Here is a 24,808-nt window from a genome sequence, read left to right as displayed (position 1 = left end):
TCTGGACCATGACGCAGTCGGACCTGCGTCAACGCATACGAGACAAGTCGGTCATCATCTTCGCGATCGTCGTGCCGCTCGCCCTAATGACGGTCCTCAACCTCGTGGTCGGCGGGACGCAGGACGACGAGCTCGACCCCGTCACGGTGGCCGCCTCGGTCCCCGACGGCGACGACTCCGCCGCCACCCTGATCGACGTCCTCGGCGGCATCGAGGGCTTCGACGTCACGGTCGAGGAGACCTCCGCCGAGGACGCCCGCACGATGACCGAGGAGGGCGACGCCGCGCTCGGCGTCGTCGTGCCCGAGGGTTTCGGCGAGGGCCTGCGCGGAGGTGAGGCGCTCGACGTCTCCGTCATCGAGGGTGACGCCGCCGGGATCGAGGGCGACGTCGTGCTGTCGATCCTCCAGGGCACGCTCACCCGGATGCACGCCGCCTCGACGGCGGCCGGCGCCGGGTCCGCGCTCGGCATGGCGCCCGAGCAGATCGGGGCGCTCGCCGAACAGGTCGGCGCGGGCGACACCGCGCTCGCCCTCACGGCCGGCACGACGGCGGACGAGCAGCTCGACGCCTCCGCCACCCTCGTCGCGGGCCAGGCCGGGCTGTTCCTCCTGTTCACGGTCGGGTTCGGCGTGCTCGCGCTCGTCACCGAGCGGGAGCAGGGCACGCTCGCCCGGCTCCGGTCGATGCCGATGCCGACCTGGCACATCGGCGCCGCCAAGGCGCTGACGAGCTTCCTCCTCGGCGCGGTCGCCACGACCGTGCTCCTGGTCGCGGGCAGCCTGATGTTCGGGGTCGACTTCGGCAACCCGTTCGCGGTCGCCGTGCTCGTCCTGTGCGTGACCGCCGCCGGCACCGCCGTCATGCTCGTCATCGCCCGGGTCACGCGCTCGAGCGAGCAGGCGAACATCGCCCAGTCGATCGTCGCGCTCGTGCTCGGCATGGCGGGCGGCGCGTTCTTCCCGATGAGCGCCTCCGGGCTGCTCGGGCAGATCCTCGACCTCAACCCGATCGGCGCCTTCACGCGCGGACTCGGGATCACCTCCGGCGGCGGGGGGCTCGGCGAGATCGCCGTCCCGGTCGCCGTCCTGCTCGGATTCACACTCGTCATGGGCGCGGTGTCCCGCCTCGTCCCGGACAGGGGGACGTCGCTGTGAGAGCCATCCTGACGGTCGCCGGCACCGAGCTGCGCCGGTTCCTGCGCGACCGCTCCAACATCTTCTTCGTCTTCTTCTTCCCGCTCCTGCTCGTCCTCGTGCTCGGCTCCCAGTTCGGAGCAGCCGGCTCCCAGGGCAGCGTCACCGTGGCGGGACCCGACGGCGAGCTGCGCACCGAGCTCGTCACCGCCCTCGAGGAGCACGACCTCACGGTCTCCTCCGACGACGCCGATGCGACGCGGACGGCCGTCGCCCGCGGCCGGACCGACGTGGGGCTGTTCGTCCCCGAGGGCGCCGAGACCTCCTGGGCCGACGGCGAGCCCGTGACCGTCGAGGTCGTCTCCGGCTCGGGCGGGAACGCGTTCGCGATCGAGCAGCGCGTGTCGACCGCCGTCGAGTCCCTCTCCCTCGAGCGCGCGCAGGTCGACGCGCTCGTGTCGGCCGGCGCCGAGCAGGCCGACGCCGAGCAGGCGCTCGGCGAGACCCGCGAGGAGGTCGCGGCGCCGGAGCTCGTCGTCACCGACGTGAACGAGATCGCCCAGGAGTTCTCGGGTCTCGGCCAGTTCGACCTCGGCGGCGTCTCCCAGCTGCTCCTGTTCGTCTTCCTCATCTCGCTCGCCGCCTCCGGGACGCTCATCCAGGCCCGCCGCAACGGGGTCATCGGGCGGTCGCTGGCCGCGCCGGTACGCACGAGCCAGATGATGGGCGGGCTCACCCTCGGGCGGTGGGTGATCGCGATGTTCCAAGGCCTCTACATCATGGCCGCCACCGCGATCCTCTTCGGCGTGGACTGGGGCAACCTCGCCCTGTCCGCCCTCGTGCTCGCCGTGTTCGCCGCGGTGGCCGCGGGCGTGGCGATGCTGCTCGGCTCGGTGCTCGACAACGAGGGCGCCGCGTCCGGGGTGGGCGTGGGGCTCGGCCTCGTGCTCGCCGGCATCGGCGGCGGCATGGCCCCGCTCGAGGTGTTCCCCGAGACGATGCGGCAGGTCGCCCACGTCACCCCGCACGCCTGGGCCTACGACGCGTTCGCCGAGATCCAGCGGCACGACGGCGGGCTCGTCGACATCCTGCCGATGCTCGGGGTGCTCGCCGGGATGGCGGCCCTCGCCGTGCTGCTCGGCTCGTGGGCCATGCGCCGGAGCCTCGCGCGGTCGTTGTGACGCGGTCGTCGTGACGCGGGCGCTGTGAGGTGGGCGCTGTGAGGTGGGCGCTGTGAGGTGGGCGCTGTGAGGTGGGCGCTGTGAGGTGGGCGATCCGCTGATCGAACCGTTCGGGTGGCGTGCGGCACTTCCGGAGGTCCGGAAGCGTCGGACGCCACCCGATCGGCGTCCGAGGGCGGACGACGTCGGCCCGAAAGGCTGGGAGACTGGGGGCGTGCTCGAACAGTCCTCCCTCGCCCCGGCCCTCGACCTCCCGACCGCCGAGGAGGCGCGGGACCTGCGCCTCGTGGCGCTCGACATGGACGGCACGCTGGTCCGCTCCGACAAGACGGTGAACGACGAGTTCTGGCCGGTCGCCGAGGAGCTGATCGGGCGCGGCATCGTGCTCGTCGCCGCGAGCGGGCGGCAGCGCGGCGCGATCATGGAGACCATGGCGCCCGTCGGCGACCGGATCACCGTGCTCTCGGAGAACGGTGCCGTCGCCTGGCAGGGCGAGGAGGTGCTGCGCGCCGAGACCGTCGACCGCGAGACGACCGTGCGCGTCGCCACCGCCGTCCGCGCGCTGGCCGCCCAGGGGCGGGACACGGGGCTCGTGGCCGGCGCGCCGTCTCGGGCGTACGTCGAGCGCAGCGACGCGACGTTCCTCGCGCACGTGCGCCACTTCTACCCGGTCGTCGAGGTCGTCGACGACCTCACCGACCTTCCCGAGGACGTCGTCAAGCTTGCCACCTGGGACGCGGAGCCGATCGTCGAGGCGGTCGTCCCGGCGCTTCAGGCGCTCGAGCTCGACGCCGCGATCGTGCGCTCCCACGAGTACTGGGCCGACGTCATGCGCGCCGGCGCCTCGAAGGGGGCCGCGCTCACGCGCCTGCGCGAGTCGCTCGGGATCCCCCGCGAGGCGAGTGCCGCGTTCGGCGACCACTTCAACGACCTCGCGATGCTGCAGTCGGTCGGGATGCCGTTCGCCGTGGCCAACGCCGAGCCCGAGATCCGCTCCGCCGCCCGGTTCGTCGCCCCGTCCAACGACGAGGACGGCGTCATGCACGTCCTGCGCGCCCTCCTCGCCGCCTGAACTACTTTCGTCGAGATTGCGGTTGGTGCCCGTCGAGATTGCGGTTCGTGCACACCCCGTAGGTCGAGACTGCGGTTGAGGACCGAACGCTACGTCGGCACAGCGGATCGTCGTCGTCGACCCTCCGCCGGGGCGACGTCGAGAGTGCGGTTCAGGGCCAGGTCACTCGCCTCCCCCGCTCCGGATGGTGCCGCGATCACCATCCGAGCCACCGACGAGCAGGGTCACCGAAGGCCCGCGAGCTCGAGCACCTCGTCGACGAGCTCGACCAGCTCGATGTCATCCAGTACGCCGAGCGGGATCCACTCCGCGCGGTCGGTCGTGCCGTCAGTCTCGGGGCGGAGGTCCCCGCCGACGACCCGGGCCTCGTAGACGATCCGGATCCCCTGGAACGGCCGGTCGGCGGGCGGCACCCGGTCGGGCTGCGGGATGACGATGCTGCTCACCCCGATCAGGCCGGTGATCTCGACGTCGTACCCGGTCTCCTCGCGTGTCTCGCGCACCGCGGCGTCCTCAGGGTGCTCGCCGGGGTCGATGCCACCACCGGGCATCGTCCAGGCGTCGTCCGGATGGTCCCGGAGATGCGAGAGCAGGAGCCGGTCGTCCTGCACGACCACGACGTAGGCGGAGACACGGAGATCCACGCCGCGATCCAAGCAGCCGGCGCCGCGCACGAGCGAGGCAATTCGGAGCTCCCGCATCATCGCCCGTCGGCCGCAAGTCAGGCCTCAGGGTTCGGGGCACCCGCCTCACGTGCACGGCGGGCCGAGGCGACGTCGTCGACCACCTCGGCGATGTGGCGCACGCTGGTGATGAGCGAGCCGTACACGGGCCACGACCGTGCGGGGAGCTGCCGGTCGCGGCTGAGCTCCTCGGCCAGCGCCTCGAGTCTGTCGGCGACGGGCTCGACCTCGGCGTCGGGATCGGCGACGGAGCGACCGCAGTCCCCCACGATCCGCACCCAGGTCACGCGGAAGTGCTCGTCCCACTCGCCCTCGGCATACGTCGCGTTGTACAGCGTGCGCGCGAGGTGCCGCAGGTGCGAGACCCCCTCGTCCAGCCTCGGCAGGATGTCCTCGTACCCGAGCCGGACGCCCCGCCGTCCGGCGGCGTGGCGCTCGGGGAGGAACAGTCGGTAGTTCCCCCTCCTGCTCTCCCGGGCGAAGCCGACCGATTGCCACGCCACCTCGACGGACCTGCTCATCGACTCCGTCGCCTCGAACCAGTCGGTCGCCCGCTGCGTGCCCCAGTCCTCGGCGAACTCCTCGGCCATCTCGACGAGCACCTCACCCATCCGGCGGTTGACGGCATCCACGTGTCGAGCGGCCTGCGCGTCCCGCAGCGGGGGCACCACGAGCAGGTTGACACCGACCCCGACCCCGACGCCGACACCCACCTCGAGGATGCGGTCGAGCAGGAGCGGCGCCTGCTCGTCGAACCCGGTGCCGAGGACGAAGATCGCCGTCGTCGCGACGGCCGTCCCCTCGTCCCGGATCCACGGGGTCCGCGCGACGGCGAGGCCGACCAGGATCGCGAGCGCGAACGTCCACCCGTTGACGCCCAGATAGCTGCCGATGAGGAACGACATCCCGACACCGAGCGCCGACGAGAGGGTGAGCTGCACGCCGCTCGACATCGACCGGTACACGGTGGCGTGGACGGTGAGCAGAGCGGTCCATGGCGCCAGGAACGGCAGCTCGGAGTCGAGCACCGCGACCGACAGCCACCACGCGCCGGTCGCGGCGACGACACCCTTGAGGATCTGGAGCAGCTCGGTCGTGAGCTCGGGCCGCGCGAGAAGCTCTCGCAGCCGGCTGCCCGAGCCCTCCCCCGGACGTCCGCGGGTGCGTCCGCCCCGGCCCGGCCCGCCCGATCCAGCGGGCACCTGATCCTTCGGCGGCGACATGAGATCCTCTCGGGTGCACGACAGTCCCGGCGGAGTCCGTACCGAGCTCGAGGTCCGCAGCTCGGATCGGACATCCGGCGCCACGGTCGCACACCCCTGGTGCGCGCGCCCGTCGAGGACACCGTGCTCGGCACAGGATCCCTCCGCGCCCGAGGATCGGCCGATCCGCCGGCAGCGAGACACCTAGACTGTCCCGGTGGCGGCCGGCCGTGGCCACCCACGCCTCCATAGCTCAATGGATAGAGCACCGGCCTTCTAATCCGTAGGTTCCCGGTTCGAGTCCGGGTGGGGGCACCATGCCCGCGCGACGCCGCGCACAGGTGCGGGCACCGCACACGATCGCCCGTCGCGTCAGCCATCGTCGCGCGCCAGGCCGCCGATCCCCCTAGGCTCGTACCCGTTCCCGAGTCATGAGGAGGCAGTCAGATGAGCAAGGTGTCATTCCTGGTCGGACTGGGCGTGGGGTTCGTGCTCGGCGCACGCGCCGGCCGCGGTCAGTACGAGAAGATGAAGCGCCAGGCCACGCAGATCTGGGAGAACCCCAAGGTCGCGGAGGTGCGCGAGCAGGCGGCCGAGAAGGCCGAGGAGCTCGCGAAGCAGGCGCCGGGTGCTGCCGCCTCCGCCGCACGCACCGCGAAGGACAAGGTGGGTGAGGCCGTCGAGGAGCGTCGCGAGCGCTCCGCCACCGACGACGCAGCACCCGAGAGCACCGGGCCGTCGCCCGCGGTCGACGCCGGGATCAAGGACGCGCCGAACCGCGCCGACACCGCCTGAGGCAGTCAGCACCGATACACGCACGACGACGCCGGGCTCCCGCGAGGAGGCCCGGCGTCGTCGTCCGTCCGGAGGCCCGTTCCTGGCTCATGACGCGGCCCGCAACCGCACTCTCGGCACACGGGACACACGCGTGACACACGCGGGGCACACGCGCAACGCCGACGAACCGCAATCTCGACGCGCACCAACCGCAATCTCGACGAAGAAGAGCGTCAGGCGCCTGACCGGCGGACCATCTCGTTGATCCAGTCGGGCGCGTAGGGCGAGGTGCAGTTCGGCGGCGTCGGGTAGTCCTTGAGGACCTCGAGCCGCTCCCCGATGAGAAGCGCCCGCGGGCGCAGGTCAGGGTGCTCGATCCCGATGTGGGCGAGGCAGGTGTTCATCGACCACTGGAGCCGCTCGGGGGCGTCCTTCATCCGGGCGTCGATGACGTCGAGCAGCCCGTCGAGGTCGAGCCCCGCCGGCGACTTCCGGATCCGGACCGAGGTGAGGTCCCAGCCGGCGCTCTCGACCACCGGGTCGGGGTCGGTCAGCCAGCTCACCCGCAGGTCCTCGGCGTGCGGGCTCTTGCCGACCACGTAGCTGACCAGCCAGTCCTGGACCTTCGGGGCGCGGGCGTCGCGCAGCATCGCGTCCAGCTCGGCGCGCTCGAACGCCTTCGGCCGGCACACGAGCAGTGCGAGCAGTCGGGCGGCGGTGTCCTCGGTCGCCCAAAGGTCCGTCGCGAGCTCGTGCCGGGTCTTCAGCCGCTTGGCGATCGCGCGGAGCTTCGTCAGGTTGACGCCGTGGTCGTCGCCGCGGCGCTCGTTGACGGCCCGCATCCGCGGATCCTCGAGCGCTCGCAGCTCGGCGAGCAGGCTCTCGACGCCCTCCTCGGGCGCGGTGGTCGGCGTGGTCGCGGTCGCCATCACGGCTCCTCTCCTGGGTCCTCGCCCCAGTATGCGCGCAGGCCCGCCCCAGTCACGGTGGGTGCGAGTCACCGTGCCCGGGGCGGGCCTGCGGGGATCCGTGCGACGTCGGGCACCCGACGTCGCACAATGGCGACGAACCGCAATCTCGACGAGGAGGATCCGGTCGGGCGCCCGGGCGGCCGCGTCGACCGCGCCGGACGATCCCCGACGACGAGCTGCGTCGTCGCCGTGGGTCGCCGTCCGGCACGCCGGACCGCGACCCTGCTCAGCGGGCGTCGGCCCGCGCGAGGACGTAGCTCGTCGACGCGGCCTGCGCCCCGCGGTGCGTCCGGTCGGCCGAGATGCGGTCCCCGACCTCGTCGCGGACGATCGCTGACAGGGTGCGCCGGGCGGCGGCCGCGACGCGAGCGCCCACGGACGGACGGGGAGTCGGCCGGGACGTCCGCGGCACGACCGTCGCGACGTGCCGACGGATCGCCTCGGGGCAGACGACGGTGGTGGTTGCTGTGCTCATGATTCTCCAACCCGAGCGGCGCGCATGAGCGCGCCGAGGTGCATGCCCGCCCCTGCGGGCGGAGGAGATGGGCACGACGTCGAACCGCGCGGCTGCGCGGATGGTGATCGTCGTCGCCTCGTTCGCGGTCGCTCGTGGGCGACCGGGGCCGTTCAGCGGTGTCGGCTAGGCGAGGCGGAGAGCCCCGCCGTGCGCCGACGCCGGACCAGTGCCGGTGGCATTCATCTGATCCTCCTTCGCGTCGTGCGGACTGACGGGTGGTGAGACCGCCGGGATCGTCCCGGTCGGTCTCACAGGGACAACTTCACCAGGCCGTGCACGCGATGTCAGGTCTTTTTCCCGACGACGGCCTCCCGTCCGCCGTTCGTCCCATTCGACCACCGAGCACCGACATCGAGAGCGCGAGGTTCCCTCGGCGGGGGCTGCGTCCCGGCCGGCCCGGACGAGGGGCGGTCCGGCGGTCCGGACGGCCCCGGCGATCAGGCCAGGCCGGCCTCGCGGGCGACGATTGCCGCCTGCATCCGCGAGGCGACCCCGAGCTTGGCGAGCACCCGTGAGACGTGGGTCTTCACCGTCGCCTCCGCGATGAACAGCTCGGCGGCGATGGCCGCGTTCGACAGCCCCCGCCCCAGGGCGGCAAGTACCTCGCGCTCGCGGTCCGTGAGGTCGACGCCGATGCCGCCGGGACGACCCGGACCGCTCGCACCAGGGGGCCCGCCTGCTGCAGCTGAACCTGAGCCGTCGTCGACCGCGCCACCGGCGGCGCCGCCGGCCGCCGCACCGCCGACCACCCCGAGACCACCGCCGCCCACTCCGGCACCGAGCCCTCCCCCGCCCTCGCCCCGCAACCCCGGTCCGACGAACGCCGCGAGCACCCGGCGCGTGACCTCGGGGGCGACGACGCCGTCACCGGCCGCGACGGTCCGGACGGCGTCGATGAGAGCCTCGGGCTCCGCGGTCTTGAGGAGGAACCCGGCCGCGCCGGCGCGCAGGGCGCCGAACACCACCTCGTCGACGTCGAAGGTCGTCAGCACGAGCACCTGGGCGAGGTCCTCGCCGACGATCGTGCGCGTCGCCTCCACCCCGTCGACGCCGGGCATCCGGACGTCCATGACGACGACGTCGGGCCGCAGCGAGCGGGCGTTGAGGATCGCGGCGCGACCGTCGGCGGCCTCCCCCACCACCTCGACGTCGTCGGCGGCGTCGAGCAGGAGGCGCAGTCCCCCGCGGATCGCGGCGTGGTCGTCGGCGAGCAGCACCCGGATCATGCGGTTGCCTCCGTCACGGCGTCGTCCCCGGCGGCTTGCCCCGGTAGCTCGGGGACTCCCGTCGTTCCCGCCGGATCGGTCGGCAGATCGGCGCGGACCTGCCACACCCCGTCACGGACCCCGGCGTCGAACGTGCCGCCCATCGCCTCGGTGCGCTCGCGCATCGAGAGCAGCCCGATCCCGGGGGACGGCGTCGCAAGATCGACGTCGGCCGCGCGGGGGTCGCGGAGCTCGTTGGTCACCACGAGGGACAGTGTGCCGCCGGTGCGTTCGAGCTCGAGGTGCGCGTCGCCGGCGCCGTGCCGCAGCGCGTTCGTCAGCGCCTCCTGGACGATGCGCAGGGCCGACTGCGCGACCGGCGTCGGAGCCGTGACCGCGACGCTCCCGTCCGGGGCGAGCACGTGCGGGTCGACGGTGAGGGCGAGCCCCGCGTCCCGGGTCCGCTCGACGAGCGCCGGGAGCTCGTCAAGTCCCGCGGGCGACGCCCACGGCTCGTCGGACCCGGAGCGCAGGAGCCCCACCATCGTCCGCATCTCCTCCAGAGAGGCCACCGCCTCGCGCCGCACCGCGGTCAGTGCCGCCCGGTCGCGCTCCCCGTCGGGCGGTACCGCGAGCGCGGCCCCGGAGTGGATGGCGATCGCGGACAGGTGGGAGGAGATGACGTCGTGCAGGTCGCGGGCCATCGACGTCCGCTCCTCCCGGACGGCGTCGGCCCGCTCCCGCTCGGCGGCCAGGGCCACGGCGTCGGCACGCTCCGCCTCGAGCCGCGCCTTCTGCGCGGAGACCTCGGCGAGCTCGTGCCCGCGCCGCACCTCGGTCGCCCACCAGATCGGCATGACGCCCAGTCCGGCGACCTGGAGCACGGTCGAGATCCACACGCGCGAATCGCTCTCACCGATCGCAGTGCCGACGCCGGCGAGCACCGCCACCACCCCGACACCGACGAGCAACCCGATCCGCATCCGCCGCGACCCGACGAGCGCCGCATGGTGGATGAGCTCCCAGATGACGAGCAGCATCGCCACGCTTCCACCGAGCGCGAGGTCGACGAGGAGCAGCAGCGTCCCGACGACGAGCGACCCGCCCGCGTGGAGGCTGCGCAGTGCGACGACGGCGCTGCCCGCGACCAGTGTGACGACGAACCACCACGGCGAGATCGACCCGGCGTCGGCCCCGTAGACCGACGGCAGGTTCGTCAGCGGGTAGAGCCCGAGCCCGAGCGTGAGGAGCCCGATGCCGACGACGAAGCCGGCGGCACGCACGTCCTTGGTCCGGTCCGGGGTCACGGGGTCCATCCCAGCACGCCCGCCTTGTCGAGAAGGTCCGTCGAAGGATGTACCCGTTCGTCGCTCCGTTCGACGGACGCGCACGCGAGGGCCACCCCGGAGACTGGCGTCATGGACTTCCTCGGATCCTTCTCGGACGGCGCGATGTCGCAGCCGGCGCTCGCCGGTGTGCTGGCCGTGCTCGCGCTCATCGACTCGACGAGCTTCGGCACCCTGCTCATCCCGGTGTGGCTCATGCTCGCCCCCGGCCGCCTGCGCCCGGGGCGCGTGCTGGTCTTCCTCGGGACCGTCGCCGGGTTCTACCTCGCGGTCGGGATCGCCGTCATGCTCGGCGCCGACGCCTTCCTCGGCGCCTTCGGAGACCTGCTGTCCGGCCGGCCAGCAGCGATCCTCATGATGGTGGTGGGCATCGGCCTGGTCCTCCTCAGCTTCGCCCTCGACTCCCCTGCCGCCAAGCGCCGGGCAGCCGAGCAGGCCGAGCACGGTGGCGGTCGGATCGGCCGGTGGCGCGAGCGCGCCATGGGGGTCGAGTCCGACGACAACGCTGCGCGGGGCGGTGGCGTGGGCAGTGCCGTGAACGGTCGGCTCAGCACCGGGTCCGTGTCATGGTCCGAGTCGGCCCTTCCCACCTCGACGACGACGCGCGGGCGCGGATCGGTCGGCGCGCTCATGGGCCTGGCCCTCGCGGCAGCGGCCATCGAGGTGGCCTCGATGCTCCCCTACCTCGCGGGTATCGGTCTCATCTCCACCCAGGGGCCGGGCTGGCCGACATCGGTGCTGTGGCTGGCCGCCTACTGCCTCGTGATGATCACGCCGGCGCTCGTCCTGCTCACGGGCCGGCTCGTCGCCGCTCGTCAGCTCGACGGACCGCTGCGCAGGCTCGACAGCTGGCTCACGCGCAACGCGGCGTCGACCACCGCGTGGGTCGTCGGCATCGTCGGCGTGGTCCTCGCGCTCAACGGGCTCCAGCAGTTCCAGGGCTGAGCGGCGCCCCACCTACTGGACCGGCTCCCAGCTGCCGCAGCGGTTCGAGCTGAAGGCGACGTCGGAGGCGGCGATGGTGACGATCGACCCCGGGTTGCTCGTGAAGTCGTTGGCGATGATGTCCGACAGCTCGCCCGACGTGCCGGCGAGGCGCTCCCAGTAGCACCCGTCACCGGTGCCGGTCGACCGGTACGTTCCCGGGGCGATGTCGGTCCCGACCAGGTGGGTGCCCGCACCGAACGAGGCGGAGTCGATCTCCTCCTCCACGGCGCCGACGGCGACCTCGCGCTCGCCGACCTCGGTCTCGCGCTCGCCGATGTCCGTCTCACGTTCGGAGATCTCGGTCTCACGGGTGTCGAGGCCACTCTCGCGCTCGTCCAGGCCCACCTCACGCTCGTCGAGGCCGGCCTCGCGCTCGTCGTGCCCAGCCGTCGCGTTGTCGAGGTCGGTGAGCGCCTGGTCGCGCTCCGCGGTGACGTCGGTGACCTGCTGCTGCGCGGACGCGAGGTCGCCCTCGGTGGTGCCGAGCGTCGTCAGTGCCTCGTCCCGCTCGGACTCGGCGGTGGTGAGCCGGCCCTCGAGGCCGGCGTACTCCTCCGATGCGGTCGGGTCGGCGGTCATCCGTCCGCCGAGGAAGCCGGCGACCAGGGCGAGCGCCGCCACGAGGGTGGCGAGGGCGACGATCCGGGCGCGGCCGCCGCGGCGCGCCGGGGAGGTCGCAAAGGGCGCGTCGTCGGCCGGGTCTTGCTCGGTGGCGGTGGCGGTGGCGGTGGCGCAGCCGTACGCCGGGGCGTCGGCGTGGCCCTGACCGGCGTCGGGCGCGTAGGTCGGCGTGTACACGGGGGCGTAGGTGTCGGCGACGTCGCCGTTCGTCGAGGACGGCGGCACGCCGTCGGGGAAGGTGTCAGGCACGGGGGCTCCCTGGCTGATTCGGGTGGGGGGACGACGCGTCCGGGGGAACGCGTCGATGCCAAGGTATGGACCATCACCGACATCGAGAGCAGTTGACGAATCGACGCGCCCCCTGCCCAGCACTCTCGACAGGAAGCCGGACGCTCCGAACCGCAATCTCGAGGAGAGCTGCGCAGCCAGTCTTCGCGCTGAGCCGCACTCTCGACCAACTGGTCAGTCCTGAGGCGCACTCTCGACAGAAGGGGCGGCGCGGAGGTGCGCCCGCTCCCCCTGCTTGCCGATGAGGCTGAGGTACTCGACAGGTCCGTCCGGGGTGGCGCCGAACCAGTGCGGGGTGCGGGTGTCGAACTCGGCCGCCTCGCCCGGCCCGAGGATCATGTCCTGCTCACCGAGCACGAGGCGCAGCCGGCCGTCGAGGACGTAGACCCAGTCGAACCCCTCGTGCGTGCGCGGCTGCGGGACCTCTCCCGGCCGGCCGGCGGGCCGGACGAACTTGTAGGCCTGGATCCCGCCGGGACGGCGCGAGAGCGGCAGGACCACCGCGCCGTGGTCCCCGGCAAGGGGACGCATGTTGATGCGCGGGTCGCCGGTCGGCGGGGCGTCGACGAGCTCGTCGAGCGTCACGCCGTGCACCCGGGCGAGCGGAAGCAGCTGCTCGAGGGTGGGCCGGCGCAGGCCGGACTCGAGGCGGGACAGGGTGCTCGCGGAGATCCCGGTCCGCTCGGCGAGCTCCGCCAGCGTGACGTCGCCACGCTGCCGGAGGCGGCGCAGCCGCGGCCCGACGGCGTCGAGCGTGTGGTCGAGGTCGGGTGCCATGCCCCCAGTTTGCCATTCGGCAACTCTGCTTGCCATACGGGAAATGGCCGCGCAGGCTCGTCAGCACACCGACTCCCGGGGCGAGCGCCCCGCCGACGCATGTGAGGACCACCATGACCACGCCCGACCGCACCACTTCGCCCACGACGACGACCACCACCCCGTCCGATCCCGCCACGAACGACGACACCCTCCCGACGACGAACGACTCCCCCTCCCCCGAGACCTACGACGCCGTCGTGGTGGGCGGTGGTGCGGCCGGGCTCAGCGGCGCACTCATGCTCGCTCGCTCGCGGCGTCGCGTGCTCGTCCTCGACGGCGGCGAGCCCCGCAACGCCCCGGCCGACGCCGTCCACGCACTCATCGCCCTCGACGGCACACCGCCCCTCGAGCTGCTCGCCCGCGGGCGGGCCGACGTCGAGCGGTACGGGGGCGAGATCCGGCCCGCGAAGGTCCGGGACGCCCGGCAGGACGGCGACCTGTTCGTCGTCACCACCGAGGACGGCTCGACGGTCCGCGCCCGCAGGCTGCTCCTCGCCACCGGGGTGCTCGACGAGCTGCCCGAGCTGCCGGGCCTGCGGGAGGGCTGGGGTTCCGACGTCGTGCACTGCCCGTTCTGCCACGGCTGGGAGGTCCGCGACCGCGTCATCGGCGTGCTGGGCTCCCGTCCGATGGCCGTCCACCAGGCGTTGATGTTCCGCCAGCTCTCCGAGCGGGTCCGGCTGTTCGCGTGGGACCTCGAGCTCGCCGCGACCGACCGCGAGCGACTCGCCGCCCGCGGGGTCGAGATCGTCACGGGCACGCCCGATGGCATCGTGCGTGAGGGCGGCCGGGTGTCGGGCGTACGGATGGATGACGGGCGAGTCCTCGAGGTCGGGGCGGTGACGGTCCAGACCGTGCTCCAGCCGCGCCTCGAGCCGTTCGCGGCGCTCGGCCTCGAGGTCGCCGAGAACGTCATGGGCACCGCGGTCGCAGCCACCCCGACCGGCGCGACGAACGTCCCCGGCGTATGGGTGGCCGGGAACCTCGCGGACGTGTCGATGCAGGTCGGTGCCGCTGCCGCGCAGGGGGCGCTGGCCGGGGGCCACATCAACGGGGACCTCGTCATGGCCGACGCCGACCTGGCGGTCGCAGCGGCCGCCGCCTGACGGTCGCGCGCCTCGAGGCGGGTCGGGCGGGGCCGCCGGGCCGCCGCGGCCTGCCCGGGGCCGCCTCCCAACCGCAATCTCGGTGAGAAGGTCCTGATCTCGCCACGGATGTCGGCGGCCCTCGCTAGCCTCCGACCACACGGCCCCGCCCCGGGCCCGACGGACGGACGGCACCCCATGGCGACGCACTCGACCGACTACCGCGACACGCTGATCACCCCGGCCCCCGACACCCGGGCGACGCACCCGACGGAGCCGCCGACCGGGAAGGGCACGGTCGCGGAGCTGCAGTACGAGCGGCTCGCACCGACCGACTACGCCCTCACCAGCGACGAGCTGCTCCTCGACGTCCACATGGTCCGCCGCGGGATCCCCGCGACGGACGTCGACCGGGCGCGGGAGGAGTTCTTCTCGAAGGGGCAGCCGTGCCTGCGCGCCTCGCCGCTGACGAAGACCTACGGCTGAGCCGTGCACTTCGACGCCGAGGGGCGCATCGCGCTCGTCGAGCCCGGCTCCGACCGCTACGACGAGCTCGTGGCCGACGAGTCGGTGACGAAGCGACCGGCGATGCGGTCCTCGCGGTGAGGCGACGACGGCCGGGAGGAAACTCGCGTGCGTCGGTACGCGTCCCTCAGGCGAGTGCTCGGACGGTGGTCCCGACGAGTTCGACGAGGTGGGCGGCGTCGTCGCCGGCCGGATCCTGGTCCGGGTCGTAGATCGCCATGCTCAGGCCGAGGCAGCCGCCCTCCGCCACGGCCGCCGTCATCGCTACGGCAAGCTGGCCGAGGTCCAGGCCGTCGGGCTCGTCGGGGTAGTCGGGCAGGCCCTGCGCCGGGACGACTGTCGGGTCGAGGACGTCGACGTCGACGTGGAGCCACCACCCGTTCGTCCGCTCCCGCAGGTGGCGAGCGGCGTCACGGGCTGCACCACCGGGATCGGCACGCATCGACGTGAGATCCCGCGACCATACGCCGAGGTCGGCGAGGCTGCCGACGTTGAACCGCCGCCGCCAGTCGGCGTCCCGCTGCCCCAGCAGGCACAGCGAGTCGGTGTCGAGGGCCGGGAGCGGGACCCCGAGCCCGTCGCGCAGCGTTCGCCCGGTCAGCCCCAGGAGAAGGCCGACCTCGCAGTTGGCTGCCTCCCCGTCCTCGACGACGTCGAGCGGCATCGTGTCCTCGTGGCCGTCGAGCAGCAGGAGCCCGGGTGCCCTCCACGTCTCCGCCAGGCCCCCGACGACGCCGATCAGCTCGATCGTCGTCATGATCCACTCGTCCCGGCTACGGCCGCGGGATGTTGCGCAGGTTCGAGCGCGCCATCGACACGACCTCGCCGGCGCCCTTGGTGAAGACGATCTTGCTCATCGCGGTGGCGAACCCGAAGACCTGCTCGCCGGTGATCGACGGCGGCAGCGAGAGCGCGTTGGGGTCGGTGACGATGTCGAGCAGCGCCGGACCGGGGTGGGCGAGCACCTCGGCGATGCCCGCCTCGAGCTCCTTCGGGTCGGCCACCCGCACGGCGTGCCAGCCCATCGCCTCGGCGATCGCGGCGTAGTTCGTCGCGGGCACGTCCACGCCGTGGTCCGGCAGCTTGTCCACGAGCATCTCGAGCTTGACCATGCCGAGCGTCGAGTTGTTGAAGAGCATGACCTTGACCGGCAGCTCGCACTGGACGGCGGTGAGCATGTCGCCCATGAGCATCGACAGACCGCCGTCCCCGCTGAACGCGACCACCTGGCGGTCCCGGTCGGCCACCTGGGCGCCGAGCGCGTGCGGGAGGGCGTTCGCCATCGACCCGTGCAGGAACGAGCCGATGACACGGCGCCGGCCGTTGGGGGTGACGTAGCGGGCCTGCCACACGTTGCACATGCCGGTGTCCGCGGTGAACACGGCGTCGTCGGCGGCCGCCTGGTCGATGAGCGAGGCCGCGTACTCCGGGTGGATCGGCACGAGGTCCTCGGCATTGCGCGTGTAGGCGCCGACGGTCGAGTCCATCAGCTTCTCGTGCCGCTTGAGGGTCTTCTTCAGGTAGGAGCGCGAGCGCTTCGCCGCCACGCGGTCGAGCAGTCCGCGCAGGAACGGGCCCACGTCGGCGTGGACGGGGAGGTCGACGCCGGTGCGCCGTCCGATCACCTCGGCCCGGCGGTCGACCTGGATCGTCGTCGGCCCGTCGGGCAGGAACTGGTCGTAGGGGAAGTCGGTCCCGAGCAGGAGCAGCAGGTCGGCGTCGTCCATGCCCTCCGCGGCTGCGCCGTACCCGAGCAGACCGGTCATGCCGACGTCGAAGGGGTTGTCGTGCTGCACCCACTCCTTGCCGCGCAGCGAGTGGCCCACGGGCGCGCCGATCCTGTCCGCGAGATCGATCAGCTCGTCGTGCGAGCCCCGCACCCCGGCGCCGGCGAAGATCGCGACCCGCTTGGCGTCGTCGATCGCCTCGGCCGCGGCGTCGAGCGCCGACTGCGCGGGCTCGAGCGTGCCGCGCACGGTCGGCACGTAGGCGGGTGCGTCCGCGGTGGCCTCCTCGTCCGCGACGTCGCCGGGCAGGGTGACGACGGCGACGCCGGGGGCGGCGAGCGCGTGCGTGATCGCGGAGTGCACGATCCGCGGCGACTGGGTGGGCGTGCTGACGAGCTCGCTGTAGACGGAGCACTCCGTGAAGAGTCGGTCGGGGTGGGTCTCCTGGAAGAACTCCTGGCCGATCTGCGGTGTGGGGATGTGGCTGGCGATCGCGAGGACGGGCGCGCCGGACCGGTTGGCGTCGTACAGGCCGTTGATGAGGTGGAGGTTGCCGGGACCGCACGATCCCGCGCACACCGCGAGCTCACCGGAGATCTGGGCGTCCGCGGCGGCAGCGAAGGCCGCTGCCTCCTCGTGGCGGACATGGATCCAGTCGATGCCGCCCTCGGCGCTTCCGACGGTGCGGCGGACGGCGTCGACGACGGGGTTGAGGCTGTCACCGACAATCCCGTAGATGCGCCGCACCCCCACGGCCTGCAGCTGGGCGACGATCTGGTCGGCGAGCTTCACGGGGCAGTCCTCCTCGGGCCCGTGGGCACCCCGACTCCGGCCGCCGGGCCACGGGTCGTTCGTCGTCCCGCCAGGCTACGGCCCGGGCGCACGCCTCGCGCGTCGGGGCGACGCGGGCGCGGTCAGAGCAGGCCGAGCTCGGCGAACGCGCGGGTCAGGCCCTCGCGCTCGGGGCCCGGCGCCGTCCGGTCGGCGGCGGCCAGGACACGCGGGTCGGACCCCTCGATGGCCACGCCGATGCCGGCCTCGCGCAACATCTCGAGGTCGTTCATCCCGTCGCCGAAGGCGATCGAGTCGGCCACGTCGGCACCGAGGTGCGCGAGCGCGGCCCGCATGCCGACCGCCTTGTGCATACCGGCGAGGTAGAGCTCGCCGGACGAGGGGTGCAGGCCGGGCACGGAGGCCTCGAGGGACAGGACGGCCTCGCCGGCCTCGCGGGCGAGCTGGTCGTTCGGGACCCCCGACTCGACGACGACGGCCTTGGCGAAGGGGCGGCCCCTGAGGTCGTCGACGACGGACATGCCGGCGAGGATGTCGGACGGACCGGAGTGCCTCGAGCCGTCGACGGAGGCCTCGTGGCCGGCGACCGCCGCGCTGATGACCTGCTCCGCGTGCCGGTTTCCCAGGAGCGCCCCAGGCGTCTCGAGCACGAAGGTCACGTCGTAGGACTCGAGCACGTCGATGAGCCGGTCGCCGAGCTCGACCGGGAACCGCTCGTCGGCGACGACCTCGCCGTCGACCTCGACGTACGCCCCGGCCGTGGCGACGTACCCGTCGAAACCTGCGGCGGAGATGCGCTCGGGGAGCATGATCCGGGGTCGCCCCGTGCACAGCAGCACCCGGTGGCCGGCCGCACGGACGGCCTGCACAGCCCGCACGTGGCCCGGGGGTACCTCGCCCTGGTGGGCGTAGGTGCCGTCGACGTCGAGGAACACGATCTTGCTGTCGGTCATGGTCCGATTCTCCCCCGGCGGGCCGTCGACGGCACAGCCGTCCGCCGGTCGGCGGCCTCCCCCGACGGCCGGCCGACGCGACCCTCAGTCGGCGGCGTGCTTGCCGCCGCCGGAGTCGTCACCCTCGTTCAGGACGTGGGCGTCGTCCGGCGGTGCCGCCGCGTGGGCCCCGGAGGTGGAACCGTCGGACGGCTTCCGCCCCTCGCCGGCCCGGGCACCTGACGCGGGGGCCGATCCAGCGTCCGCACCAGCCGCGCCCGCACCAGCCTCGGCCTCGCCGGCGCCGGCATGCACGAGCACGGGGGCGTCGTCGTCGCCGACCCGCTCCTCCTCGCGGACCCGGGCCGCTCCCCCCCCGGCGCGCAGCCGCTCGAGCTCGGCGCGGGGCGCAGCGGCGTCCTCGCCGCGCTCCTCGCGCGCCGCCACGACCTTCTCCAGCCGAGCGATCTCCTTCTCCCGTGCCCGCCGCTCGCCGCGCCCCTCGGTCAGCTCGTAGAGCACCGGGACGAGCAGCAGCGTGAGGATCGTCGAGGTGATGAGGCCGCCGATGACGACGATCGCGAGCGGCTGCGAGATGAAGGCACCGCCGCCCGTGATGCCGAACGCCATCGGGATGAGCGCCATGATCGTCGCGGCCGAGGTCATGAGGATCGGGCGCAGGCGGTGCCGCCCGCCCTCGACGACCGCCTCGCGCAGGTCCATTCCGGCCGTGCGGTACTGGTTGATGAGGTCGATGAGGACGATCGCGTTCGTCACGACGACGCCGACGAGCATGAGCGCACCGACGAGGGCCGCGACCCCGAGCGGCGTGTCCGTCAGCCACAGACCGAGGATCGCGCCGGTGGCGGCGAACGGGATCGACACGAGCAGCACGAGCGGCTGCACGAGCGAGCGGAACGTCGCCACCATGACGAGGTAGACGAGCGCCACGGCGAGCCCGAGCGCGAGGAAGAGGTTGCCGAAGGCGTCCTCCTGCTCGGCGCTGACGCCGCCGATCTCGACGCTGACGCCCTCGGGCTCGTCGACCGAGTCGAGCGCCGTGGCGAGCTCGGCGTTGACCGTCTGCAGGTCGGCGATCTCGGTCGCCGCGGTGATCGACGCCGAGCGGAGTCCGTCCTGGCGGGTGATCGAGGCCTGCTGGCGCTCCTCAGCGACGTCGGCGACGTCGTCGAGCACGAGCGGCGCCTCCGGCGACCCGCCGAGCGGCAGGGCGCTCAGCTCGTCGACGGTGGCCGGCGCCTCCCCGGAGAACAGGACGATCGGGAGGGTGCCGTCCTCGGTGTCGACGTCGCCGGCCGGGAGGCCGTTGATCGCCGCGTAGGCGATGCCGCCGACGGCGGACTCGGTGAGGCCGAGCGAGGCCGCGGCGGGCCGGTCGACGGCGACCTGGATGAAGGGCAGGTCCGAGGCGAGCGAGCTCTCGACGTCGCGCAGCCCGTCGATCCCGGCGATCGCCGCCTCGACCTCCTCGGCGGTTGCGGCGACGTCCTCGCCGTCGGCCCCGGAGACGATGACCTCGACCCCGGAGGAGAACCCGCCGGCCGAGCCGGGCGCCACGGTGATGGTGCCGGCGTCCTCGCCGAGGGCCTCGAGCCGCTCGCGGACGTCGTCCTCGACGGCACCCGCGTCGGCGTCGACGTCGAGCGTCACCGAGAAGGTGACGTCCTGCGCCATGCCGAAGGCCGCCATCGCGGGATCGGCCGACCCGACCGTGACCTGGTAGCTCTCGACCTCCTCGACGTCGGCGAGCACGTCCTCGACCTGCTGGGCGGCGGCGTCCTGGGCCTCGAGCGTGACGCCCGTGGGCAGGTCCTGGGTGACCGAGATCGCGTTCTCGCCCGTGTCGCCGATGAAGTCGGTGGGCAGGCGAGTCGCACCGAACACGGTGGCCGCCATGAGGACGACGGCGCCGCCGATGGTGAGCCAGCGGTGCCCGAGGACGCCGCGCAACGAGGAGACGTAGCCGCGCTGCAGGATGCTCCTGCGCTCCTTCTCCTCCGCCTCGACGCGGGCGGTGGCGGCGCGCTCGGGGTCGACGGGCGTGCGGAGGAACCAGTAGGCGAGCACCGGGACGATCGTCAGGGCGACGAGCAGGGACGCGCCCAGTGCGAGGGCCACGGTGAACGCGAAGGGGCGCAGGAGCTCGCCGACCATGCCGCCGACGAGGCCGAGCGGGACGAACACGGCGGCGGTGGCGACGGTCGCGGACGTGACGGCGCCGGCCACCTCCTTGACGCCCGTGAGCACGGACTGCCGCTTCGACGTCCCGTAGGACTGATGCCGGGCGATGTTCTCAATGACGACGATCGAGTCGTCGACCACGCGGCCGATCGAGATCGTCAGCGCCGCCAGCGTGAACATGTTGAGCGAGTAGTCGGCTACCTTGAGCGCGAGCAGCGCGACGAGCAGCGAGAGCGGGATCGAGATCGCCGTGACGGTGGTCGCGCGGATCGAGCGCAGGAACAGCAGGATGACGAGGACGGCGAACGCGAGGCCGAGCACGCCCTCGACGGCGAGGTCCTCGATGGACTGCTGGATGAAGACGGCCTGGTCGAACGCGACGACGAGCTCGCCGCCGTCGCCGAGGGAGCCCTCGAGCTCGGGCATGAGCTCGCGGATCTGCTCCGAGATCTCGACCGTGTTGCCGTCGGGCGTGGCCGTGATCGCCAGCCCGATGCTCGCGACCCCGTCGGTGCGGGTGAGCGACGTGGCGGGCACGTCCTCGACGGCGACGTCCGCGACGTCGTCGATCGTCACGACCTCGTCCGGGGCGGGTGCCTGGGGCGCCTGCTCGGCGCCGTCACCGGCGGTCGGTGCCTGCCCCGGGTCGGTGGGCGCCTGCCCCGGGTCGGTGGGCGCCTGCCCCGGGTCGGTGGGCGCCTGCCCCGGGTCGGTCGGTGCCTGCCCCGGGTCGGCGGGTGCCTGGCCCCCGTCGGCAGGGGCGTCCCCGCCCGCGGCGCCGCCCGACGACGAGTCGGCGACGAGCGGGAGCCCCGCGATCTCCTCGGGAGACGTGAGGCGGCCACCGGCCTGGATCGTCAGCTCGCTGCCGTCGGACTCGATGGTGCCGGCGGGGGTGACCACGCCGTTCTCGTCGAGCGAGCTCGTGATGGAGTCGAGCGTGAGGCCCTCGGCGGCGAGCGCCTCGGGGTCGACGTCGATGGCGACGCGCTGCTCGGTGATGCCGGAGAGCTGGACCTGGCGGACGCCGTCGACCCGGGAGAGCTCGGGGACGAGCACCTCCTCGACGCGCTGCTGGAGCTCGGCGACGTCGGCGCCGCCCGTGGCGGCGAGCTGGATGACCGGGAGGTCGTCGACGGAGCCGGCGATGACCTGGGTCTCGGCGTCCTCGGGGAGCTGCTGCTCGACCCGGCCGAGGGCCACCTGGAGCTCCTGCTGCGCGGTGAGAATGTCGGTGCCGTACTCGAGCTCGAGCATGACCGCCGAGACGCTGGGACCGGACTGGGACGTGGTGCCCTCGAGTCCGGGGACACCACGCGCCGCCTCCTCGACCACGCCCGTCACCTGGTCCTCGACGATCTCCGGGGAGGCGCCGGGCATGGTCGTCACGGCGGCGACGATCGGCAGCTCGAGGTCCGGGATGAGCTCCTGCCGCAGGGAGGTCGTGGCCCACAGGCCGGCGAGCACGGCGATGATCGTGGACAGGGCCACGAGCGCGCGATTGGACAGCGAGAAGCGGGCGAGGTTCGCCACGGGCGTGCTCCGGGAGGTCGTCGGGGAGGGGATCGCGCCGGACCACCGGCCGCGCCGTCGCTGAGTCTAGACACCGCGTCTCGTCTGGTGGCATCAGCCGAAGGATTGACGGTGTGGTCGTCGGTGTGACGTACGCCGGGACCGCGCCGCCGCCGTCGTCCGCGCCTACGATTCCCTGGTGACTGCTGCTTCCCGCGCCAAGGACCCCATCGTCTGGATCGACTGCGAGATGACGGGCCTCGACGCCGAGCGCGACTCGCTCGTCGAGGTCGCCGTCGTCGTCACCGACTCCGAGCTGACGCCGCTCGACGCCGGGCTCGACCTCGTCATCCGGCCGCGCCCCGGCACGGTGGAGACGATGGACGAGGTGGTCGTCGAGATGCACAAGGCCTCCGGCCTCATCACCGAGCTGGACGACGGCCTCGAGATGGCCGACGCCGCGGAGCAGGTCCTCGCCTACGTCAAGCGGTTCGTGCCGGAGAAGCGCCGCGCCCCGCTCGCCGGCAACTCGGTGGGGACCGACCGCGTGTTCCTCGCGCGGGACATGCCCGAGCTGGTCGAGCACCTGCACTACCGGATCATCGACGTCTCCTCGATCAAGGAGCTCGCCCGCCGCTGGTACCCGCGGGCCTACTTCCAGTCGCCGCAGAAGAACGGCGGCCACCGCGCGCTCGCCGACATCCTCGAGTCGATCGACGAGCTGCGGTACTACCGCGCGGTCCTGTGGCCCGAGGGCGAGGGGCCGACGACCTCCGAGGCGCGCGCCGCCGCCAAGGCCGTCTCCGACCACCCGACGAGCGCCGCGATCACCGAGCTCGCGAAGCCGTCGGACGCGTAACCACGCCCGACGACGAGACCCTCTGACCCGGTGCCCCGGACCGCTCCAGCCACCTCCGCCACCGACCCGAGCCGACGCCGACCAGCGCCACCCCTGACCGGCGCCCCCACCGGCGGTGGCGCACCGTCCCCACGGCCCACCGCCGGCCGGGTTCAGTCCAGGTGCCCGATCGAGGCGCGGATGTCGGCCGCGACGAGCTCGGGCTGCTCCCAGGCCGCGAAGTGCCCACCCCGCTCGGCCTCGGTCCAGCTCACGACCCGGTCGACCTGCTCGACGAGCCGGCGCACGGGCCGGCCGATGTCGTCCGGCATGACGAGGATCGCCGTCGGCACGGTCGAGGGCTGCAGCGGCTCCGCCCAGTCGGGCAGCCCGTACTTGTAGTACCGGGCGGAGGAGCCGGCGGTCCGGAAGAACCAGTAGATCGAGACCACGGTGAGCATCTCGTCGCGGTCGAGCACCTGGTCCGGGTCGCCCTCGGCGGACGACCAGTCCTTGAACCGCTCGACGATCCACGACATCTGCGCGACCGGCGAGTCCGTCAGCGCGTAGGAGATCGACTGCGGCCGGGTCGACTGCAGCATCGCGTAGGCGCCGATGTCGTACATGTACCGGTACCCGTCGGCCACGGCGGCCGCCTCCGCGGGCACCGACATGTCCGCGGTCTCCTCGGTCAGCTCCTCGCCGCCGAGCGGGCCGGTGGAGTGGATGCCGGCGACGTGCTCGGGGTGGCGCAGCCCAAGGTCGCGGACGACCCCGGCGCCCGTGTCGTAGCCGTGGGCCAGGTAGCGCTCGTAGCCGAGCCGGTCCATGAGCGTGGCGAACGCGTCGGCCACCCGGGTGAGCGTCCACCCGACGACGGGGCCCGAGACACCGAAGCCGGGGATCGTCGGGGCGACGACGTCGAAGGCCTGGCCGCCGTCCGCGGGCTCGGTGAGCAGCGGGATCATCGACAGGAAGTCCGTCGGTCCGCTCGGCCAGCCGTGCACGAGCAGGAGCGGCTTCGCGTCGGGGCGGGGCGAACGGACGTGGACGAAGTGGACGTCGTGGCCGTCGATCGCGGTCGTGAACTGCGGGACGGCGTTGAGGCGGTCCTCCTGCGCCCGCCAGTCGAAGGTCTCCCGCCAGTAGGTCGCGAGGTCCTTCGCAAAAGCGAGCGGGAGACCGTCGGACCAGCCGGCCTCCGGGTTCTCGTCCGGCCAGCGCGTGTCCGCCAGGCGACGGTGGAGGTCCTCGATCGTGTCCTGGGGGACGGCGAGGGTGAAGGGACGGACGGTCTCGTCGGCGCGGGTGTCGGTCTGGGTGTCGGTGGTTCGCGTACCGCTGGTATCCATGACCGGGACGCTACGGACCCACCCGGACAGGGCGTGACCTTTTTTCTGCGCGACCTCTCGGGGACGTCGCGCCACCCCCCGCGGACGTGAGCGAGCGCACCGCACACACGGCGCCGACGCCCTCGGGCCTCGGATAGCATGGTGCGTCGCTACCGCCGGTCGGTGGCGCATGGTGGCTATAGCTCAGTTGGTAGAGCGCCTCGTTGTGGTCGAGGAGGTCGCGGGTTCAAGCCCCGTTAGCCACCCCAGGGAGTCAGGTTCGGGCCCCGGCCGAGGCAGCTCGGTCGGGGCCCGCCCCCTTCCGGCCCCGGACCCGGGCCCCGCCGGACCGTCCGTGTCGCCCCGCTCACACGTCTCCGGCCGACGCGCCGATCCACCATGCGCGCCGACGCCGGAGGGGGCAGAGTGGAGGGATGAGCACCGAGCAGACGTCCCTGTCCGTCTCCCGCACGATCGACGCCCCGGCGAAGGCCATCTTCGACGTCCTCACCCTCCCCTCCCGTCACTCCGAGTTCGACGGCTCGGGGATGGTCCGGTCCGACGACTACGCCGACCGGATCCAGCAGGTGGGCGACACGTTCGTCATGAACATGCACGCCGAGTCGCAGGGCGGCGACTACCAGATGCGCAACCACGTCACGGCGTACGCCGAGAACGTCATGGTCGGCTGGCAGCCGAACAGCCCCGACGCCGACGGCCCCGGGGGCTGGGAGTGGCTGTACGAGCTGAAGTCCCAGGGCTCGGACTCGACCGAGGTCACCCTCACGTACGACTGGTCGAAGGTGGAGGACCCGAAGCTCGCGTCGGTCTTCCCCGCGATCCCCGCCGAGAGCCTCGAGGAGTCCCTCAACCTGCTCGCCGCCGCCGTCTCGGACGCGTGAGGTGGGCGTACCCCGCAGGCGATCGCGCAGGAGCGTCAGGCGCGAGGCCGGCCGCACGGCCCTCTCCCGAGGATCGACCCCGCACGACGCCGACACCCGCACCTCGGCCGCCCACGCGGTGACCGCCGCCGGAACAGTGCCGGAGGGCACGGACGCG

General features: G+C 73.0%; 21 protein-coding genes, 2 tRNA genes and 1 pseudogene. 11 read left to right on the top strand and 13 right to left on the bottom strand.

Features of this window, described 5'->3' with window-relative positions; genetic code table 11:
- The first annotated feature begins 8 nt into the window (after positions 1-8).
- The 3 genes from ACPYO6_RS12130 to ACPYO6_RS12120 all read left to right on the top strand — a co-directional run bounded on the left by ACPYO6_RS12130 (position 9) and on the right by ACPYO6_RS12120 (position 3,389).
- Positions 9-1,157, top strand: coding sequence for an ABC transporter permease (locus ACPYO6_RS12130; RefSeq protein ID WP_425714964.1), 1,149 nt, complete (start codon positions 9-11; stop codon positions 1,155-1,157).
- Positions 1,154-2,317 (top strand): ABC transporter permease, encoded by a 1,164-nt coding sequence (locus ACPYO6_RS12125; RefSeq protein WP_425714965.1) that lies wholly within the window; start codon positions 1,154-1,156, stop codon positions 2,315-2,317. Before ACPYO6_RS12130 ends, ACPYO6_RS12125 begins: the two co-directional genes overlap by 4 nt.
- Before the next feature lie 214 nt (positions 2,318-2,531).
- Positions 2,532-3,389 carry an HAD family hydrolase gene (locus ACPYO6_RS12120; protein WP_425714966.1) on the top strand — a complete coding sequence of 286 codons (858 nt, stop codon included), beginning with the start codon at positions 2,532-2,534 and terminating at the stop codon, positions 3,387-3,389.
- A gap of 224 nt (positions 3,390-3,613) precedes the next feature.
- On the opposite strand, the gene ACPYO6_RS12115 is transcribed toward ACPYO6_RS12120, so the two are convergent.
- Positions 3,614-4,033, bottom strand: coding sequence for an NUDIX hydrolase (locus ACPYO6_RS12115; protein ID WP_425714967.1), 420 nt, complete (start codon positions 4,031-4,033; stop codon positions 3,614-3,616).
- Between the two features lie 77 nt (positions 4,034-4,110).
- Positions 4,111-5,295 (bottom strand): FUSC family protein, encoded by a 1,185-nt coding sequence (locus ACPYO6_RS12110; RefSeq protein WP_425714968.1) that lies wholly within the window; start codon positions 5,293-5,295, stop codon positions 4,111-4,113.
- A gap of 221 nt (positions 5,296-5,516) precedes the next feature.
- Between ACPYO6_RS12110 and ACPYO6_RS12105 the strand changes: the two genes are divergently transcribed.
- Positions 5,517-5,592 (top strand) — tRNA-Arg (locus tag ACPYO6_RS12105).
- 129 nt (positions 5,593-5,721) lie between these two features.
- Positions 5,722-6,069 (top strand): YtxH domain-containing protein, encoded by a 348-nt coding sequence (locus ACPYO6_RS12100; RefSeq protein ID WP_425714969.1) that lies wholly within the window; start codon positions 5,722-5,724, stop codon positions 6,067-6,069.
- A gap of 215 nt (positions 6,070-6,284) precedes the next feature.
- On the opposite strand, the gene ACPYO6_RS12095 is transcribed toward ACPYO6_RS12100, so the two are convergent.
- From ACPYO6_RS12095 to ACPYO6_RS12080, 4 genes are all read right to left on the bottom strand, one after another.
- Positions 6,285-6,980 carry a DNA alkylation repair protein gene (locus tag ACPYO6_RS12095; protein ID WP_425714970.1) on the bottom strand — a complete coding sequence of 232 codons (696 nt, stop codon included), beginning with the start codon at positions 6,978-6,980 and terminating at the stop codon, positions 6,285-6,287.
- 268 nt (positions 6,981-7,248) lie between these two features.
- Positions 7,249-7,497, bottom strand: coding sequence for a hypothetical protein (locus tag ACPYO6_RS12090; protein ID WP_425714971.1), 249 nt, complete (start codon positions 7,495-7,497; stop codon positions 7,249-7,251).
- 479 nt (positions 7,498-7,976) lie between these two features.
- Positions 7,977-8,765 (bottom strand): response regulator, encoded by a 789-nt coding sequence (locus ACPYO6_RS12085; RefSeq protein WP_425714972.1) that lies wholly within the window; start codon positions 8,763-8,765, stop codon positions 7,977-7,979.
- Positions 8,762-10,060 (bottom strand): sensor histidine kinase, encoded by a 1,299-nt coding sequence (locus ACPYO6_RS12080; protein ID WP_425714973.1) that lies wholly within the window; start codon positions 10,058-10,060, stop codon positions 8,762-8,764. Before ACPYO6_RS12080 ends, ACPYO6_RS12085 begins: the two co-directional genes overlap by 4 nt.
- Before the next feature lie 102 nt (positions 10,061-10,162).
- Between ACPYO6_RS12080 and ACPYO6_RS12075 the strand changes: the two genes are divergently transcribed.
- A complete protein-coding gene (locus ACPYO6_RS12075) occupies positions 10,163-11,035 on the top strand; it encodes a GAP family protein (protein WP_425714974.1) in 873 nt (290 codons plus the stop codon).
- A 12-nt stretch (positions 11,036-11,047) separates the two neighbouring features.
- Here the strand turns inward: ACPYO6_RS12075 and ACPYO6_RS12070 are convergent, their stop codons facing one another.
- Together ACPYO6_RS12070 and ACPYO6_RS12065 are read right to left on the bottom strand one after the other, a co-directional pair.
- Entirely contained in the window at positions 11,048-11,947 is a 900-nt protein-coding gene (locus tag ACPYO6_RS12070; protein WP_425714975.1) for a hypothetical protein, read from the bottom strand.
- A 213-nt stretch (positions 11,948-12,160) separates the two neighbouring features.
- Positions 12,161-12,763, bottom strand: a complete 603-nt coding sequence (locus ACPYO6_RS12065; RefSeq protein WP_425714976.1) for a helix-turn-helix domain-containing protein — start codon at positions 12,761-12,763, stop codon at positions 12,161-12,163.
- 113 nt (positions 12,764-12,876) lie between these two features.
- On the opposite strand from ACPYO6_RS12065, the gene ACPYO6_RS12060 reads away from it, so the two are divergent.
- A complete protein-coding gene (locus tag ACPYO6_RS12060) occupies positions 12,877-13,911 on the top strand; it encodes an NAD(P)/FAD-dependent oxidoreductase (protein ID WP_425714977.1) in 1,035 nt (344 codons plus the stop codon).
- Between the two features lie 108 nt (positions 13,912-14,019).
- Positions 14,020-14,496: pseudogene (locus ACPYO6_RS12055) on the top strand (DUF6157 family protein).
- Between the two features lie 46 nt (positions 14,497-14,542).
- On the opposite strand, the gene ACPYO6_RS12050 reads toward ACPYO6_RS12055, so the two are convergent.
- The 4 genes from ACPYO6_RS12050 to ACPYO6_RS12035 form a co-directional block, all read right to left on the bottom strand.
- Positions 14,543-15,172 (bottom strand): arginase family protein, encoded by a 630-nt coding sequence (locus ACPYO6_RS12050; RefSeq protein ID WP_425714978.1) that lies wholly within the window; start codon positions 15,170-15,172, stop codon positions 14,543-14,545.
- A 16-nt stretch (positions 15,173-15,188) separates the two neighbouring features.
- A complete protein-coding gene (locus tag ACPYO6_RS12045) occupies positions 15,189-16,934 on the bottom strand; it encodes a pyruvate dehydrogenase (RefSeq protein ID WP_425714979.1) in 1,746 nt (581 codons plus the stop codon).
- Between the two features lie 122 nt (positions 16,935-17,056).
- Complete coding sequence (locus ACPYO6_RS12040) at positions 17,057-17,887, bottom strand: HAD hydrolase family protein (RefSeq protein ID WP_425714980.1); 831 nt, start codon at positions 17,885-17,887, stop codon at positions 17,057-17,059.
- Between the two features lie 84 nt (positions 17,888-17,971).
- Positions 17,972-21,601 (bottom strand): efflux RND transporter permease subunit, encoded by a 3,630-nt coding sequence (locus ACPYO6_RS12035; protein WP_425714981.1) that lies wholly within the window; start codon positions 21,599-21,601, stop codon positions 17,972-17,974.
- Between the two features lie 178 nt (positions 21,602-21,779).
- On the opposite strand from ACPYO6_RS12035, the gene orn reads away from it, so the two are divergent.
- A complete protein-coding gene (gene orn / locus ACPYO6_RS12030; protein ID WP_425714982.1) occupies positions 21,780-22,439 on the top strand; it encodes an oligoribonuclease in 660 nt (219 codons plus the stop codon).
- A 152-nt stretch (positions 22,440-22,591) separates the two neighbouring features.
- Here orn and ACPYO6_RS12025 read toward each other — a convergent pair whose 3' ends face one another.
- Positions 22,592-23,770 (bottom strand): epoxide hydrolase family protein, encoded by a 1,179-nt coding sequence (locus ACPYO6_RS12025; RefSeq protein ID WP_425714983.1) that lies wholly within the window; start codon positions 23,768-23,770, stop codon positions 22,592-22,594.
- A 172-nt stretch (positions 23,771-23,942) separates the two neighbouring features.
- On the opposite strand from ACPYO6_RS12025, the gene ACPYO6_RS12020 reads away from it, so the two are divergent.
- Together ACPYO6_RS12020 and ACPYO6_RS12015 are read left to right on the top strand one after the other, a co-directional pair.
- Positions 23,943-24,018, top strand: a tRNA-His gene (locus ACPYO6_RS12020).
- Positions 24,019-24,183: 165 nt separating this feature from the next.
- Positions 24,184-24,651 (top strand): SRPBCC family protein, encoded by a 468-nt coding sequence (locus ACPYO6_RS12015; RefSeq protein WP_425714984.1) that lies wholly within the window; start codon positions 24,184-24,186, stop codon positions 24,649-24,651.
- Positions 24,652-24,808 lie beyond the last annotated feature (157 nt).

It is taken from the genome of Georgenia sp. Z1344, from assembly GCF_049856295.1.
Classification (GTDB): domain Bacteria; phylum Actinomycetota; class Actinomycetes; order Actinomycetales; family Actinomycetaceae; genus JB111.
This window is presented reverse-complemented; position numbering and strand designations above follow the sequence as displayed.